At 62.9% G+C, this 14874-nt stretch carries 12 protein-coding genes and 3 pseudogenes; 9 read left to right on the top strand and 6 right to left on the bottom strand.

What is annotated here, in order from left to right:
- Positions 1 to 5: 5 nt before the first annotated feature.
- Positions 6 to 623, top strand: coding sequence for a maleylpyruvate isomerase N-terminal domain-containing protein (locus ACXDF8_RS15600; protein WP_457224180.1), 618 nt, complete (start codon positions 6 to 8; stop codon positions 621 to 623).
- A 3-nt stretch (positions 624 to 626) separates the two neighbouring features.
- Here ACXDF8_RS15600 and ACXDF8_RS15595 read toward each other — a convergent pair whose 3' ends face one another.
- Genes ACXDF8_RS15595 through fabG form a run of 4 tightly spaced genes read right to left on the bottom strand, consistent with a single transcriptional unit; the run spans position 627 to position 4456 of the window.
- Positions 627 to 1310, bottom strand: coding sequence for a GntR family transcriptional regulator (locus ACXDF8_RS15595; RefSeq protein ID WP_457224179.1), 684 nt, complete (start codon positions 1308 to 1310; stop codon positions 627 to 629).
- 1 nt (position 1311) lies between these two features.
- On the bottom strand, positions 1312 to 2505 hold the full coding sequence (locus ACXDF8_RS15590; RefSeq protein WP_457224178.1) for an acyl-CoA dehydrogenase family protein: 1194 nt from the start codon (positions 2503 to 2505) through the stop codon (positions 1312 to 1314).
- Positions 2502 to 3719, bottom strand: a complete 1218-nt coding sequence (locus ACXDF8_RS15585; RefSeq protein WP_457224177.1) for an acetyl-CoA C-acetyltransferase — start codon at positions 3717 to 3719, stop codon at positions 2502 to 2504. Before ACXDF8_RS15585 ends, ACXDF8_RS15590 begins: the two co-directional genes overlap by 4 nt.
- The gene (gene fabG / locus ACXDF8_RS15580) at positions 3716 to 4456 is read right to left on the bottom strand and encodes a 3-oxoacyl-ACP reductase FabG (RefSeq protein ID WP_457224176.1); all 741 of its coding nucleotides are present in this window, start codon (positions 4454 to 4456) and stop codon (positions 3716 to 3718) included. The genes ACXDF8_RS15585 and fabG overlap by 4 nt, the downstream gene beginning before the upstream one ends.
- A gap of 94 nt (positions 4457 to 4550) precedes the next feature.
- On the opposite strand from fabG, the gene ACXDF8_RS15575 reads away from it, so the two are divergent.
- Positions 4551 to 5729, top strand: a complete 1179-nt coding sequence (locus ACXDF8_RS15575) for an acyl-CoA dehydrogenase family protein (RefSeq protein WP_457224175.1) — start codon at positions 4551 to 4553, stop codon at positions 5727 to 5729.
- Positions 5730 to 5810: 81 nt separating this feature from the next.
- On the opposite strand, the gene ACXDF8_RS15570 is transcribed toward ACXDF8_RS15575, so the two are convergent.
- A complete protein-coding gene (locus ACXDF8_RS15570) occupies positions 5811 to 6902 on the bottom strand; it encodes a phosphotransferase family protein (protein WP_457224174.1) in 1092 nt (363 codons plus the stop codon).
- 419 nt (positions 6903 to 7321) lie between these two features.
- Here ACXDF8_RS15570 and ACXDF8_RS15565 point away from each other — a divergent pair.
- From ACXDF8_RS15565 to ACXDF8_RS15550, 4 genes and pseudogenes are all read left to right on the top strand, one after another.
- Positions 7322 to 8821, top strand: a pseudogene (locus ACXDF8_RS15565) (rolling circle replication-associated protein); the annotation flags it as partial.
- 149 nt (positions 8822 to 8970) lie between these two features.
- Positions 8971 to 10155 carry a DUF262 domain-containing protein gene (locus tag ACXDF8_RS15560; protein ID WP_457224173.1) on the top strand — a complete coding sequence of 395 codons (1185 nt, stop codon included), beginning with the start codon at positions 8971 to 8973 and terminating at the stop codon, positions 10153 to 10155.
- On the top strand, positions 10148 to 11254 hold the full coding sequence (locus ACXDF8_RS15555) for an AAA family ATPase (protein WP_457224172.1): 1107 nt from the start codon (positions 10148 to 10150) through the stop codon (positions 11252 to 11254). Before ACXDF8_RS15560 ends, ACXDF8_RS15555 begins: the two co-directional genes overlap by 8 nt.
- Positions 11251 to 12156, top strand: a complete 906-nt coding sequence (locus ACXDF8_RS15550; RefSeq protein WP_457224171.1) for a hypothetical protein — start codon at positions 11251 to 11253, stop codon at positions 12154 to 12156. Before ACXDF8_RS15555 ends, ACXDF8_RS15550 begins: the two co-directional genes overlap by 4 nt.
- 310 nt (positions 12157 to 12466) lie before the next feature.
- Here the strand turns inward: ACXDF8_RS15550 and ACXDF8_RS15545 are convergent.
- Positions 12467 to 12712 (bottom strand): annotated as a pseudogene (locus tag ACXDF8_RS15545) (GntR family transcriptional regulator); the annotation flags it as partial.
- 311 nt (positions 12713 to 13023) lie between these two features.
- Here ACXDF8_RS15545 and ACXDF8_RS15540 point away from each other — a divergent pair.
- The 3 genes and pseudogenes from ACXDF8_RS15540 to ACXDF8_RS15530 all read left to right on the top strand — a co-directional run.
- Entirely contained in the window at positions 13024 to 13446 is a 423-nt protein-coding gene (locus ACXDF8_RS15540; protein ID WP_457224170.1) for a plasmid replication, integration and excision activator, read from the top strand.
- The gene (locus ACXDF8_RS15535; protein ID WP_457224169.1) at positions 13443 to 14270 is read left to right on the top strand and encodes a hypothetical protein; all 828 of its coding nucleotides are present in this window, start codon (positions 13443 to 13445) and stop codon (positions 14268 to 14270) included. Before ACXDF8_RS15540 ends, ACXDF8_RS15535 begins: the two co-directional genes overlap by 4 nt.
- A gap of 72 nt (positions 14271 to 14342) precedes the next feature.
- Positions 14343 to 14874 (top strand): annotated as a pseudogene (locus ACXDF8_RS15530) (IS21 family transposase); the annotation flags it as partial.

Here is a 14874-nt window from a genome sequence, read left to right as displayed (position 1 = left end):
GTCCCGTGACGTTGCAACCCCTCGACGAGCAGATCGCGCTCTACCGCGTCGCCGGCGAGCACGCGGTCGATCTGGTGGCCCGCATACCGGCCCACACGTGGGACACGCCGGTGCTGGGAGTGTGGACGGTGCGGACTCTGGTCGGTCACCTGAGCCGTTCCTTCGTCACCGTCGTCGACTACCTCGCGCGACCGGCAGCACAGCGCGATGTCCACACCACCGGGGACTACTACCTCGCGGCCGCGAACGTCGCCGACGCCGGATCGATCCAGGCCCGCGCCGAGCAGGCTGGCCGAGCGCTGGGCGCCGACCCGCCGGCGGAGTTTCGCCGGCTGCGCGATCAGGCGTTGGACGCGCTGGCGAGCGCGGATGACCCCCTGATCACCACGATCGTCGGTGGCATGCTGCTGTCGGATTATCTGCCGACCCGCATCGTCGAGCTGGCGGTGCACAGCCTGGACCTGGCCGCAGGACTCGGGCTCGCCGCGGCGCTGCCGGCCGATGTCTGCACCGTGGCGCTGACCGTGGCCGTGGAGACCGCGGGTCGGCGCGGCGACGGCCAGGAGCTGCTGCTTGCCCTCACCGGACGGGCCGCACTGCCCCCCGGCTTCTCGGTGGTGTGACGGCTACGGTCGGTCCGCGCGCTGCGCGACTCCACGGTTGACGAGGTGTTCGATCAGCGGGGCCGCGCCGGCGGCGAGGTGCTCCGACATCGCCGCGCGGGCGCCGTCGGGGTCGCGGGCCTGCAGTGCGGCCAGGATGCGTTCGTGATCGGCGACCGACCGATCCGGCCAGCCCTCGATCGTCGGGAACACCGATTCCGGTGCGTACCGGGTGATCTGGGACATCAGCTGGGCCAGCTTCGGCGAATCCGCGGCCACGTTGATCGCGCGGTGATACTCGTGGTTGAGTCGGACGGCCCGCACCTCGTCGTCAGCGGCATAGGCGGCATTCAGCTGGTCGTGGATGTCGGTCAGCTCCCGCAGTTGGTCGTCGGTGATGGCCACCGCCGCCCGGGCCGCCAGCTCGCCGCCGACGTGTGCCTGCAGGTTGGACACGTCGACGATGTCGCGGTCGGTGAACGGCAGCACCATGAAGCCACGGCGCGGCAGCTGCTCGAGCAGTCCCTCGCCGCGCAGCTCGAACAAGGCCTCACGGACCGGCGTGACGCTGATACCCAGCTCGGCCGCCAGCTGGTCGAGCCGGATGTACTCACCGGCGGGATAGGTTCCGTTGAAGATCCTGCGACGCACGAAGCGCGCCACGTCTTCCGCCAGTTGCGGGCGCGCGGCGAAATCCGGGGCGCTCATGTCAGATCCGGTAATCGGCCAGCAGCCGCTTGCTGATGATGTTCTTCTGGATCTCGCTGGTACCTTCCCCGATGAGCAGGAACGGCGCGTCGCGCATCAGGCGCTCGATCTCGTATTCCTTGGAATAGCCGTAACCGCCGTGGATCCGGAAGCTCTGCTGGGTCACCTCAGAACAGAACTCGCTGGCCAGATACTTGGCCATGCCGGCGGCCACGTCATTGCGTTCGCCGGAGTCCTTGAGTCGGGCGGCGTTGACCATCATCAGATGTGCCGCTTCGACTTTCGTGGCCATCTCGGCCAGCTCGAACGCAATGGCCTGATGCTCGGCGATCGGCTTGCCGAAGGTGCTGCGCTGCTGGGCGTAGCGGACGGCGAGCTCGAAGGCGCGGATGCCGACCCCGCAGGCCCGCGCCGAGACGTTGACGCGACCGACCTCGACGCCGTCCATCATCTGGAAGAAGCCTTGCCCCGGCTTGGCACCTAGGATGTCATCGGCACTGGCGACGTACCCGTCGAAGATCAGCTCGGTGGTGTCGATGCCCTTGTACCCGAGCTTGTCGATCTTGCCCGGGATCGTCAGGCCCGGAGCGACTTCACCGAAGCCGGACGGCTTTTCGATCAGGAAGGCGGTCAGATTGCGGTGTGGCTTGTCCGCGCCCTCGTCGGTGCGCACCAGAGCCGCGACCAGAGTCGAACTGCCGCCGTTGGTCAGCCACATCTTCTGACCGTCGATGGTGTAGGTGCCGTCACCGTTGGCGCGGGCGCGGGTGCGGATCGCGGCGACGTCGGACCCCAACTCCGGTTCCGACATGGAAAACGCTCCCCTGACCTCGCCGGTGGCCATCCGCGGAAGGAAGCGCCGCTTCTGCTCGTCGGTGCCGTGCTGGCGGATCATGTAGGCCACGATGAAGTGGGTGTTGATCACCCCGGAGACGCTCATCCAGCCGCGGGCCAGTTCCTCGACACACAGCGCGTAGGTGAGCAGCGACTCGCCGATCCCGCCGTACTCCTCCGGCACCATCAGCCCGAACAGGCCCATCTCCCGCATCTGGTCGACGATGGCCTGCGGGTAGGTGTCGGCGTGTTCGAGCTCCTGGGCATTGGGAATAATCTCTTTGTCGACGAATTGCCTTACCGTGGAAATGATCTCGGTCTGCACCTCGGTGAGGCCGAGGGTCTGCGCGAGCCTGGTCATTCGGTCACTCTTTCGAAGACGGCGGCCAGCCCCTGGCCGCCGCCGATGCACATGGTCTCCAGCCCGTAGCGCGCGCCGCGCCGGTGCAGCTCGCGAGCCAGCGTGGCGAGCATACGTCCGCCGGTGGCGCCCACCGGATGACCCAGCGAGATGCCGGATCCGCGCACATTGGTGCGCTCGGAATCGGCGTCGGTGAACTTCCATTCCCGCATGACGGCGAGTGCCTGCGCGGCGAACGCCTCGTTGAGTTCGATCAGGTCGATGTCTCGCAGCTGCAGCCCGGCCCGGTTCAGCGCCACTTCGGTGGCCGGCACCGGACCGATGCCCATCACCTCGGGGCCGACGCCGGCCGAACCCCAGGAGGCCAGCCGCACCAGTGGCCTCAGGCCCAGCTCGGCAGCCTTCTCGGGAGTGGTCACGATACACATCGATGCGGCATCGTTCTGGCCGCTGGAGTTTCCTGCCGTCACAGTCGATTCCGGATCTTGTTTGGCCAGAACGGGTTTGAGTTTGGCCAGCGATTCGACGGACGCATTGGCGCGGGGATGCTCGTCGGTGTCGATCACGTCCTCGCCGCGGCGGGTCGCTACCGTCACCGGGATGATTTCCTCGGCGAGGATGCCGTCCTTCTGCGCGGCGACCGCGCGTTGATGCGAGGCAACGGCCAGCTCGTCCTGTTCGGTTCGGGAGATGCCGTACTGACGGCGCAGGTTCTCGGCGGTTTCGAGCATGCCACCGGGCACCGGATAGAACTTGCCGCCCGCGGTGGTGCGACCGCGCGCCAGACCGTCGTGGATCCGCACTCCGGTGCGCGCGCCACCCCACCGCATATCAGTGGAGTAGAACGCGACGTTGCTCATGCTCTCCGCACCACCGGCGACCACGAGATCGTTGTCACCCGAGGCGACTTGCAGGCAGGCCTGGATGACCGCTTGCAGGCCCGAACCACAGCGCCGGTCGACCTGCATGCCGGGCACGGTCACCGGCAGCCCGGCGTCCAGAGCCACCACGCGCCCGATCGCCGGCGCCTCGCTGTTGGGGTAGCAGTGCCCGAGGATGACGTCCTCGACGGCCGCGGGTGTCACTCCGGTGCGCTCGAGAAGGCCGCGCAGCGCCGCCACGCCGAGGTCCACGGCCGTCAACGAGGCGAACATCCCGCCGTAGCGTCCGATCGGTGTGCGGACCGGCTCGCAGATGACCGCGGTTCGTGTCACAGGTGCCGACCCCCGGTGACCTCGAGGACGGTGCCGGTCATGTACGAGGACAGATCGGAGGCGAGGAACAGCGCCACCTTGGCGACCTCGGCCGGTTCACCGGCGCGCCCCATCGGCACTTCGGCGACCTTGGAGTCCCAGATGCGTTGCGGCATGGCCTCGGTCATCGCCGAGCGGATCAGGCCGGGCTGGATGGCGTTGACCCGCACGCCAAGGTGGGCGAGTTCCTTGGCGGCAGCCTTGGTCATGCCGACGATGCCCGCCTTGGCGGCGGAGTAGTTGGTCTGGCCGATCATGCCGACCTTGCCCGAGATCGAGGACATGTTGACGATCGCGCCGCTGTTCTGTTCGCGCATGATCGACGCGGCCTTCTTCAGCCCGTTCCAGGTGCCCTTCAGATGCACCGAGATCACCTGGTCGAAGTCCTCTTCGGTCATCTTGCGCAGCGTGGCGTCGCGGGTGATGCCGGCGTTGTTCACCATGATGTCGAACCGGCCGAACTCCGCGACCGCGGTGTCGACCAATGCCTCGACGTCGGCATAGGCGGTGACATCGCAGCGAACGGCGCGGGCGACGCCGGGGCCGCCCAGGTTTTCCACCGCGGCCTCGGTGGAATCGAGGTTGAGGTCACCGAGCACCACCCGGGCGCCTTCGGCGACGAAACGCTCCGCAATGGCGTAACCCAGGCCCTGCGCACCGCCGGTGATGACCGCTGTCTGGCCGGTCAGCAAACCCATGTGATCTCCCTGCTCTTCGACGAACCCCGGAACTCGGCAACATCATATTTCATATATGATCGCCCGGAACCGCTGCCCCACGTGAAGGAACCCGATGAGCCCAGCTGCTCCTGTCAGCGACGACGACTTCCGCGAGATCCTGGCCCAGACCCGCGACTTCGTCCGAACGGCCGTGGTGCCGCGGGAGGCGGAGATCCTCGCCGAGGACAAAGTGCCCGACGATCTGCGCGACCACGCCAAGAAGATGGGGTTATTCGGCTACGCCATCCCGCAGGAGTGGGGCGGGCTGGGGCTGAACATCGCCCAGGACGTGGAGCTCGCTCTGGAGCTGGGCTACACCAGCCTGGCGCTGCGGTCGATGTTCGGAACCAACAACGGCATCGCGGGTCAGGTGCTGGTCGGGTTCGGCACCGACGAGCAGAAAGCCCGCTGGCTCGAGCCGATCGCGTCAGGCGAGGTCGTCGCCTCCTTTGCTCTCACCGAACCCGGAGCCGGGTCCAATCCGTCCGGCCTGAAGACGAAAGCCGTTCGCGACGGCGCTAATTGGGTGATCAATGGGCGCAAGCAGTACATCACCAACGCCCCGGTCGCCAACCTGTTCATCGTCTTCGCGCGTACCCGGCCGGCCGACGCCAACGGCGCGGGGATCGCGGTCTTCCTCGTGCCCGCCGACACCCCCGGCGTCGAGATCGGGGTCAAGGACGCCAAGATGGGCCAGGAGGGTGCCTGGACCTCGGACGTGAACTTCACCGACGTGCGCGTGGGTGACGACACCCTGGTCGGAGGCAGCGAGGACATCGGCTACCGGGCGGCGATGACGTCGCTGGCGCGCGGCCGGATCCACATCGCGGCACTCGCCGTGGGAGCCGCGCAGCGCGCACTCGACGAGTCCGTCGCCTACGCGGCGAGCGCCACCCAGGGCGGCACGGCGATCGGGAGTTTCCAACTGGTGCAGGCGATGCTGGCCGACCAGCAGACCGGCGTGATGGCCGGGCGGGCGCTGGTCCGCGACGCCGCGCAGCAGTGGCTGCACGACTGCGACCGGCGCATCGCGCCGTCGGTGGCCAAGCTGTTCTGCACCGAGATGGCCGGGCAGGTGGCCGACCTGGCCGTGCAGGTCCACGGCGGTGCCGGCTACATGCGCGGCATGCCGGTGGAGCGCATCTACCGCGAGGTGCGGCTGCTGCGACTCTACGAGGGCACCAGCGAGATCCAGCGGCTGATCGTCGGCGGCGGGTTGGTCAGGGAAGCGCAGAAGAAGCTGCACGACTGAGGGTGCGGGTCGGGAAGGGCACACCTGGCCGCCGTGCGCGGCAGCGAGTGCGCCACCGGTTGTCCTAACTAACCGGGTGTCCTAACTATTGGTGCTCTCGGCGCCTTCGATTAGCCCGAGGGTGCCGAGATCGCGGATCGCTTGGCATCCTCGGCGCAGCATCGCCGCCATCATGTCGTCGCCGCGGTCGGTCTCCACCGAGAACGCGCACCCGAGCGCGGAGATCAACGGAACCTGCATCATGCCCAGCCGGTAGTCGTGCCAGCAGGTCGCCAGGTCGAAGTCGCAGACGCCGGTGTCCAGCAGGGCCCGGTGGTAGTCGGCGACGAGGTCCTCCTCCACACCGGCCCGCAGCTCCGGTTCCAGGCTGGTCCCGATGAAGTAGGCCAGGTCGCGGCCCGCCACACCGATGCCGAGGGTCTGCCAGTCGACGACGCTGACCCGGTCGCCGTCGAAGAGCAGGTTGTCCAGCCGGTAGTCGCCGTGCAGCAGGGCGAACCGATCCGGCGCGGACAACAGCCACGGCGTCACCAGATCCATTGCCGTTACCAGCGTCTCGACGTCTTCTGCGCTCAGTTTGGTTTCCAGCTTGTCGACGGTGATACCGGCCGCCATCTTCGCGATCTCGCCGACGCCGCGGATGGCGTCCTCGCCGGTGATGGACATGGCCAGGCCCTCGAAGCTCTGCCAGCGCGGATCGCACCACGTGGGACCGTGCAACCCGGCGAGCGCACGGACGGCGAGGCGAGCCTCCACGACACCGCAGCCGGCGATCTGATCACCCTGAACCGCCGGACTCTGGTCGGCCAACAGAAGCGCGTAGTTGGCCCCGTCGCCGTCGATGTCGCAGTGGTAGCACTGCGGGATCGGGATCGTCACCACGTCGGCGACGGACTGGTAGAACGCGCACTCGCTGCGGTAGCCGAGCATCACCCGGTCGCGGACCGCGTCGTCGGCGGCAGGCAGCTTCAGGATGAAGCTGGCGGGCAGTCCGGTCGGGTTCTTCGCATAGCCGACGCTGACCCGGAACGTCGCGCCGGTCTGGCCCGTGCCGACCGGGGCGACGTCGACGGTCTCGACCTCGACCGCGGTGCCGGAACGACGCAGGACTTCGGCCAGCCACGCCGCGGTGACGTCGGAGGGGTGGCGCGGAATCGCGGTAACAGCGCTCATCGGTTTGATCGCCTCCGGTCTGGGTGCGGGTGGCGAAGCACACACCGATCGTGTCGTGCTCGCCTCGATGGCCCGCAGCGTATCGGCGCCCGGGGCGGCCGGACCAGAAAAAGTCCCACTGAAGCGAGTCGGAGAAGAGCGAAGAAGAAACGGCCCGAGCGGGCCGGAGTTCAAGCTGAGTGGCCAGGGCCGGGATCGAACCGGCGACCTTCCGCTTTTCAGGCGGACGGGATAGCCGCTGAACTGCGGTTTATCTGATTTTGTGCGTCGTATGCGCCGCATTGAGCTGCGCTGACGCATCAGGTCTGTCCGACGAACGGACATAAACCGGACACGGTGCTTGCGCTCCTGACCAGGAGCTTCGGCGCTACCTCTTGCGTTGTGGGCGGCGGCGGGGCCTCCGGGGAGCAGGTATCCCGATGCCCAGCATCGCATCATCAGTCGCCGACTCGACACCATCGGCGGGCGGCTCATCGGTACCTGATGGGCCGCCATTCGGGCTCGGTTCCGCGGGTGCCGCGGTGGACAGGAGGTCGCGAGCGCCCGAGGCCGCCAGGCCGCAGGGCGGGAGAGCGCCAGCGGTCGGCCGGACATCGACCGAGGCACCCGACTTCAACTCGGCAGCGGCCGGCGGGCTTGTTATATGTGCCGAAAATGTCCGCGAGTCGGTGGGCGACGGGATCGCGACGGGCGAGCTGCGGGCTATCGACGCGTTGGGCCTTCGGTTCCCGACTCCCGAGATGGTCACCGCGGCAGCGGCCCTGTTCGAACCGGCGGCACCGTGGGCGTCTGGTCCTGCCCGTCGCGGGGCCGAGCCTGAATCGGGACGGTTTCGCATATCCATCGGTCCTGGTGTTGTGCGACTCAGTTGGGCCAATCCTGTTCGTGTCGAGAAGACCGCCGAACGGGCCGTCGCCCATCACCAACGTGACGTTGACGATGCCGAGTTTCGAGTCAGGTCGGATCTGGCAGCCGGGGACGATCATCGGGCCGTCGTGTCTTCGACACGACGGAGTCCTATGGAAAATGACCAGCGTAGTTCCGGCGGTGTCATCACCGAATGGTCCAGGAAATCTCGGTCGTCGATGTGCCGCACCTTCGCCGAACTCGACTACAGCCCACTCGTCGAATCCGGTCGGGTTCCCGCCATGGTCACCCTCACGTATCCCGGCGACTGGGAAACCGTCGCTCCGGACGGAGCCAGCGTGAAGCGGCATATGGTGTTGTGGCGCAAACGCTTTCAACGGGAGTACGGCGAGGCGGCCCGATACATCTGGAAACTGGAGTTCCAGCGGCGCGGCGCTCCGCACATCCATCTGTGGATGGCGCCACCAATGTCGCCAGGACGATCAGGCAGGGGCTTTGCTCAATGGCTGTCCGAGACGTGGGCACATGTCGTCGACCACCCCGACGCTGAACAGAAAGCGCGGCATCTGCTGGCCGGCACCGCCATCGACGTCCGCAATGGCTTGCGGGCGTGCGACCCGAAACGGTTGGCCATCTACTTCACCAAGCACTCATCACCAAACCTGCACGGCGACAAGGAGTATCAGCACATCGTGCCCGACCTGTGGCGGCGGCCCGGGCGCGGGCCAGGTCGGTTCTGGGGCGTTTATGGACTTGAGAAAGCGATTGCGGTGGTCGAGGTGCCCCAGGATGCGTACCTGGCGGCTCGCCGGATCGTGCGGCGGTGGTCACGCAGTCAGGCGGTGTACGGCGATTCGGGTAGCCACTTCCCCACTACCGTGGTGCCGCGCACGGCTACGCGCCTCGTCACCCGAATCGATCGTGGCACCGGCGCTGTCGCATGTCGGAGGGTTCGGCGACGACGAACGCTCTGCAATCAAGGGGGCCTTGCCGGTGGCTACGTGCTGGTCAACAACGGACCCGATTTCGCCGCAGAGATTTCACGCGCCATCGGCGTTGCCAAGCGCCGTACGGCGGCCTCGCCCGATCGACGCTCACCAAGGCCGCAGGAGATGTCCGAGGCAAAGGCCATCGACGTCAGGATAGGTGCGGGGAGATTCAGCCCCTCGAACACCATCCTGACCACGGATACAGTGGCTCCATGCCAACGCGAGCAGAAGACGCGCTGATTACAACTGCGCTTGAGTCCGTCACTGAATCGGGCGTCGGAAGCGGTATCGAAGTTGAGAGCCGTGAAACCGACAGTGACTCGGCACGTATCGAGATACCGTTCGACCCGGATCGTATCGACGTGACGACCCGCACACCGACTATCGATCTCATATTGTCGCGTGCGGCTTCTGGCGCGATAGATCTTGAACCAGACTTCCAAAGAAAAGCCGGAATATGGGACAACCGTCGTCGGAGTAGGCTGATCGAATCGATACTCCTTCGCATTCCACTCCCGACGCTCTACGCCGCGGAGGATCAGGATGAGAACTGGATAATCGTCGACGGTATACAACGTCTGACGTCGATCATTCATTTTTGCAACAGCAAGTTAATCGGCAAGACGCCACTCATGCTCGAAGGTCTAGAGTATCTCCAAGCCTACGAAGGAATGAAATACGAGGACCTCCCGAGCAAGCTGAGGCTACGCATCAGGGAAACAGAGCTGGTGCTGCACGTAATCCGCAAGGGAACCCCAGACCCAGTAAAATTCAATATTTTTGCCAGGATCAATACGGGGGGTATGCCACTATCCAATCAGGAGCTTCGGCACGCATTGATATCCGGCCCGGTGAGAAAACGGCTGCATCACCTCGCAGATAGTCAAGAATTCATTAAGGCTACGACGGGCAGCGTTAAAGATGACCGCATGGCCGACAGGGAAATGGTTCTTCGATATCTCGCTTTCGAGTCGATCGATGTGAAGTCGTATGGGACGCACGATTTCGACGGATTCTTGACGGAGCGGATGCAATTCTTCAATTCCATGTCCGCACGCGAGTTCTCCAAGTATGCCGACACCTTCAAGCAATCGATGTCAGTGTGCCACGCCCTGTTCGGCAAGAATGCCTTTCGCAAGATCCCGGTAGGCAATCAGCCTCGTATGCCAATAAATAAGGCCCTGTTCGAAGCCGAGTCGGTCAGCGTTGCAAAACTAGACAAGCAAACACAAGATAGACTTGCTGACAAGCACAAGAAGTGCATGACGGCCATGTCTGATTTGATGGCCGATCCTATATTTGTGAACTCGATCTCCTCAGGAACTGGTGATATCAAAAAGGTGCGCTATAGATTTGATCGCATAGAGTCGATGTTGCGGAGGCTGGCCAGTGATTAGCGAATTGACCATACGAAATTTCAAGCGATTCCCTCAGGCGAATTTCCAGCTTGGCGACTTTACCTTACTCACCGGGCTAAACGGAGCCGGAAAGAGCACGGTGATCCAAGTACTGAGCTTGATCAGACAGTCCTTAGAATCTAATGCGATCGGACATGGCACGATTGATCTAAACGGAAAATACGTCCAAATCGGCTCAGGGAGAGACGCGCTCTGCGAAGATTTTTCCCCTCTCTACGATGACGAAGAACTTCCGTATATTCAATTCGCTTTAACTTCGGATTCAGGCGCCACCGCGAAGCTCTTAATCGATTATGAGGCAACAGCCGATCACCTGGGAGTTGCAGTAGACGGCCCACTCGATGAGATGCACATTGCAACTGCAAGCTATCAACATGTGCGCGCTGATCGAGTAGGCCCCGAGGTGGTTTCAGCGCACTCCTTCGAACAGACTGTAAGGCAGAGATCGCTGGGCCCGCGCGGCGAGTACGCGGTAGATATGCTCGGATCCGCTAGCGACGACCGCGTACCCACACTCCGTTGCCACGCGTCGGCGCTCAGCGCAAGACTTCTCGACCAGACTAACGCTTGGATGGGCGAAGCGTGTCCCGGAATTTCGTTGGGCGTTCACACCATCCCAAATACGGATGCCGTCCGCCTCGATGTCGGATTCGGTGGCACGGCAGGGCTTTCCTCCTCGAATCGATTTCGCCCGACGAACGTCGGTTTCGGAGTGGCATACGCCCTTCCTGTAGTCATTGCCTGCTTAACCGCACCTGCCGGTTCACTACTCGCAATCGAGAACCCCGAAGCGCATCTTCACCCACGTGGCCAGTCAAAACTCGCTGAGCTTTGTGCAAGAACAGCGAGGGACGGAGTTCAGATGGTCGTGGAGAGCCATAGCGATCATTTCTTAAACGGCCTGCGTCTCGCGAAGAAGGGTGATCGCAATCTCAAAGCTCAGATCTACTACTTCGATACCTCAATTGACGAAGGGTACGTCTCGCTCGAAATCGATGACAGAGGCATGCTTCCCCATTGGCCCGATGGTTTCTTCGATGAATCATCGATCTTGTTGAGCAAAATTATCCGTCCATGATTATTGGCGAAGTAGCAATAAATGAGACTTCTTTCGACGGGGGTCCGAGCGAAGAAATAATTGGACTGGAATTTACCGAGGGACTCAAGGCGATGTTTACACGAGATCGACTGCTATCGGTGCTCAACATAGACGCATTATTTAAGCCGACAAATCGTGAAGTATCCTGTTACGACTCGATTCTCAATCGCCTGAATCGCGACGAGAAAGAGCAATTCCTTCTTATGCTGAACAGATGCCCGAGTGGATGGTCATCACCAGAAAACTGGCCTGGAAAAAGCGACATTGAGGCGAGAATTGGTGGTAAAAGTTCATCGGGCGCAGCGATGGCGATTGCACGAAAGTCGGGGTTGGCCGGCCTGGGGGCTACCGCCTCGCTACGTTCGCCCGTCCTAACCGCTGAGGTTTCTGAGATCGACTTGAATACCGGTGAGATCCGTGAGCATTGCGTCGCGCTGCAACATTGGTATGACACGGCAACCGCTCTCGATTTCCACGACCGAAGATTGGTCGAACTTCAGGGATTGGTCGAGAATGCCGAAGACATTTGGCAATTTAGATCGATCATCTATCCGAGACTTCGATTTCTTAGGGGCTGCAGAGATCAACTCTATGCGGTTGAACCGCTAGCACTCAAACAGGTAGCAGATCGGCTCCGGGAACTGAATGAATCGGCTACCGGCTGGGAGGCTGGCACGCCTGCCCCAGTGTGGAAGAGCAAAGTCACGCCCGAGTACGCAGGACGTGAGAAGTTCTGCCGTTTTCTTGACGACTCTGGAAACGTCAATATCTATGAGATGCACGCCCGTTTCACCCCAGGGGCCGGGCGTATACATTTCCGATTGTTGTATCAGGAGGGGATGATCGAAATTGCGCACATTGGAAAGAAGCTCGGCGAATAGCTCCACGAGTGTCTGGCGCCTATGACGTCAACGCCACCCGCCGAATGGCGTCCGCATTGTTGCTCTTCCTTTCAGCAAAGCGGTGCCAGTTGATGGCAACTCCGCTCGGCTCAAACCATCTAAGCGCCAACGCCCTCCGCGCTAGTTCTTCCAGGCTGTTCACTACAACTTGGCCGCCAGGCTCAATAATCTCGTCACCGCGTATTCGCCACCCATGGTCGTGAGCAATGATCCGCGCAATCTCCGTATGACTCCGCCCAACAAAGGTCGTCAAGCCAGTCTGAACTTCGAAGCCTTCAGGCGCCCACCGCGGCGCTGGTTGCACGAACACACCCCTGCCATGTTCCGAGAACACAAGCCCCTCGTCGCGCAGCTCCTTCAGCGCACGCCTGACTGTCATACGAGCAACCCCAAAATGCTCGGTCAACTCTGCTTCGGAAGGCAAGCGCCCTTCCGGGGGGATGTACCCCCGGTCTATCGCTTCTCGCAGCATGGCGGCAATCTGCCGGTACGGCGGACGATCGTCGGACTGGTCGATCTGACCAAGTGAGAGCACGACAGGACCTTCCACCCAAAACTGCTAGGCAAGCAGTGTATGGGAGCCACTTGGCGGGTTGATGGAATCGTCTCGTCTCGACCTTCCAAGGCCCAGTCCAAGCAACCCTTCTCAGAGAGAAACTCGCATTCTTTGGGCGGCGCATCAGGGCTGGCGCCGCAGATAGCGTTACCGATAAGACCAGGTGAGCGCCATGATCTGCTCGCATCTCAAAGTTTTTTCTTGGCGCGGTGCTATAGGCCCATCTCCCCGATACCGTCATAGACGCAGATAGTCTGCCATGTATTAGACAAGTAGGATCGGAGACAACTATGGCTGTCCCAAAGTGGCTCAGAGTGCCTCATCAGCAGGTCTTCCCCCACTGCGCTTTCTTGGTGTCTGACGTATCGCCAGTCATCGACTACGAGCGGTCGACGAAAGACAACCGCGTTCAAGCACACGACCGAGAGTCCGGCCTTCCCCTGTGGCAGGTCGAAGTGCTCGATGGAGACCTCGCAGCCCCCAAGCGGACACGCACGGTCACGGTTAAGTTCGCTACCACCACACAACCGGAGCGTCCACCCAACATCGATGGAATGCCCTTCACACCAGTCGTATTCGAAGATCTTAGTGTCTTGCCATATGTGGATCGATCCGGCGAGTCTGGGCGGATCGCCTGGTCTTTCCGCGCTTCGGGCATGTCTGCCGCCCAGGCGAAGAGCCCGACACCGCCGGCGAGTCGGGTGTCGGCATGAACCAGTACGACTATCAACCGCCCAGCACCGACCTCATCGACGCCTTCCTGCACATGTTGTTGATCGTCGGAATCTGCATGGCATCGTTCTTCATCGCGCTCGTTGCCGTCACCACCGCATGGATAACGCTCTCCCCTGCGGCCTTTCAGCAGCACCTCGTGCCCTTCGCACGACAAGCCCGGTGGTATCTGTGGACGATTTTCAAGTGGCCCCGGATCGCGAGGGCATGCGGGCTGTCCATCTCAGAGCAAGTGACTCACAAGAACATGCAAGGGAACACGACTACCTCCACCAAATGGACCCGCCCGCAAGTGATTAGCGTCGCCGCATTGGATCACTCGCTACGAATTGTCGTGCGCGTTCGGAGGGGCCAGACGGTCGACGACCTTCAGAAGGCCGTTCCAGCGATACGCGACTCAATCCGTGCGCACTCCGCCCGATCGGTTGTCGTCTCACCGGGGACCGTACGCATGGAGTTCGTTCTCGCGAATATCCTTTCGGAAGCTAGGGCCGCCGCTCTTCACACGTTCACGAACATCGACCGAGTGCAGATGGGGCGCCGTGAGGACGGCACACCCTGGATACTCCAGATCGCTGAACGCCAGACGCTCACCGTCGGGTGCTCGGGGTCAGGCAAGGGATCGATCTTTTGGGGTATCGCAGCAGGCCTGAGCGCCGGAGTAAGGCAAGGGACAGTAAAACTGCTAGCTATCGATCTGAAGTACGGGATCGAAGTTTCCATGGGCGCAGGTCTTTTCACCAGGCTGGCGACCACTGAAGCCGATGCTCTGACGCTTCTACTGTCGGCGGCAACTGAATACTGACCGGAGCGCGGCAAGTGAATTTTGACCAGCTTCCTGGAGATCCTTGGCTCGGGCGAGCCAGGGAGGAAGCGAGTGTTGAGCGTGGAGGACTGGGCAGAGATCCGGCGGTTGCGCCGGTCGGAGCAGTTGTCGATTTCCGAGGTTGCGCGGGTGATGGGCGTAGCCCGCAACACGGTGAAGGCGGCGCTGGCCAGTGATCGGCCGCCGAAGTATCAGCGGGTATCGGCTGGGTCGGTCGCTGACGAGGTTGAGCCGCGGATCCGGGAATTGCTTGCGGCCTATCCGAGGATGCCGGCAACGGTGATCGCCGAGCGGATCGGCTGGCAGTACTCGATCCGCACGCTCAGCGAGCGGGTGCGTGAGTTGCGGCCGGTGTATCTGCCACCAGATCCGGCGTCGCGCACGACCTATCAGGCCGGCGAGATCGCGCAGTGCGACTTGTGGTTTCCTGACGTGTCGATCCCGGTCGGTTGTGGCCAGGTGCGTACGGCCACTGCGTTGCCGGTGATGACGATGGTGTGTGGGTATTCGCGGTGGGCCTCGGCGTTGCTGATTCCCGGCCGCAGCGCCGAGGACCTGTATGCCGCGTGGTGGCAGCATCTTT

The organism is Mycolicibacterium sp. CBM1 (genome assembly GCF_054073305.1).
The sequence above is the reverse complement of the archived record's forward strand: the minus strand, read 5'-3'. Positions and strand labels throughout refer to the sequence as shown.

Bases quoted from the DNA above. Each gene is read 5' to 3' on its own strand.
- ACXDF8_RS15570 (WP_457224174.1), bottom strand. From the start codon at position 6,902: ATGAGCGCTGTTACCGCGATTCCGCGCCACCCCTCCGACGTCACCGCG.
- ACXDF8_RS15575 (WP_457224175.1), top strand. From the start codon at position 4,551: ATGAGCCCAGCTGCTCCTGTCAGCGACGACGACTTCCGCGAGATCCTG.
- ACXDF8_RS15535 (WP_457224169.1), top strand. From the start codon at position 13,443: ATGAACCAGTACGACTATCAACCGCCCAGCACCGACCTCATCGACGCC.
- ACXDF8_RS15595 (WP_457224179.1), bottom strand. From the start codon at position 1,310: ATGAGCGCCCCGGATTTCGCCGCGCGCCCGCAACTGGCGGAAGACGTG.
- fabG (WP_457224176.1), bottom strand. From the start codon at position 4,456: ATGGGTTTGCTGACCGGCCAGACAGCGGTCATCACCGGCGGTGCGCAG.
- ACXDF8_RS15590 (WP_457224178.1), bottom strand. From the start codon at position 2,505: ATGACCAGGCTCGCGCAGACCCTCGGCCTCACCGAGGTGCAGACCGAG.
- ACXDF8_RS15560 (WP_457224173.1), top strand. From the start codon at position 8,971: ATGCCAACGCGAGCAGAAGACGCGCTGATTACAACTGCGCTTGAGTCC.
- ACXDF8_RS15550 (WP_457224171.1), top strand. From the start codon at position 11,251: ATGATTATTGGCGAAGTAGCAATAAATGAGACTTCTTTCGACGGGGGT.
- ACXDF8_RS15540 (WP_457224170.1), top strand. From the start codon at position 13,024: ATGGCTGTCCCAAAGTGGCTCAGAGTGCCTCATCAGCAGGTCTTCCCC.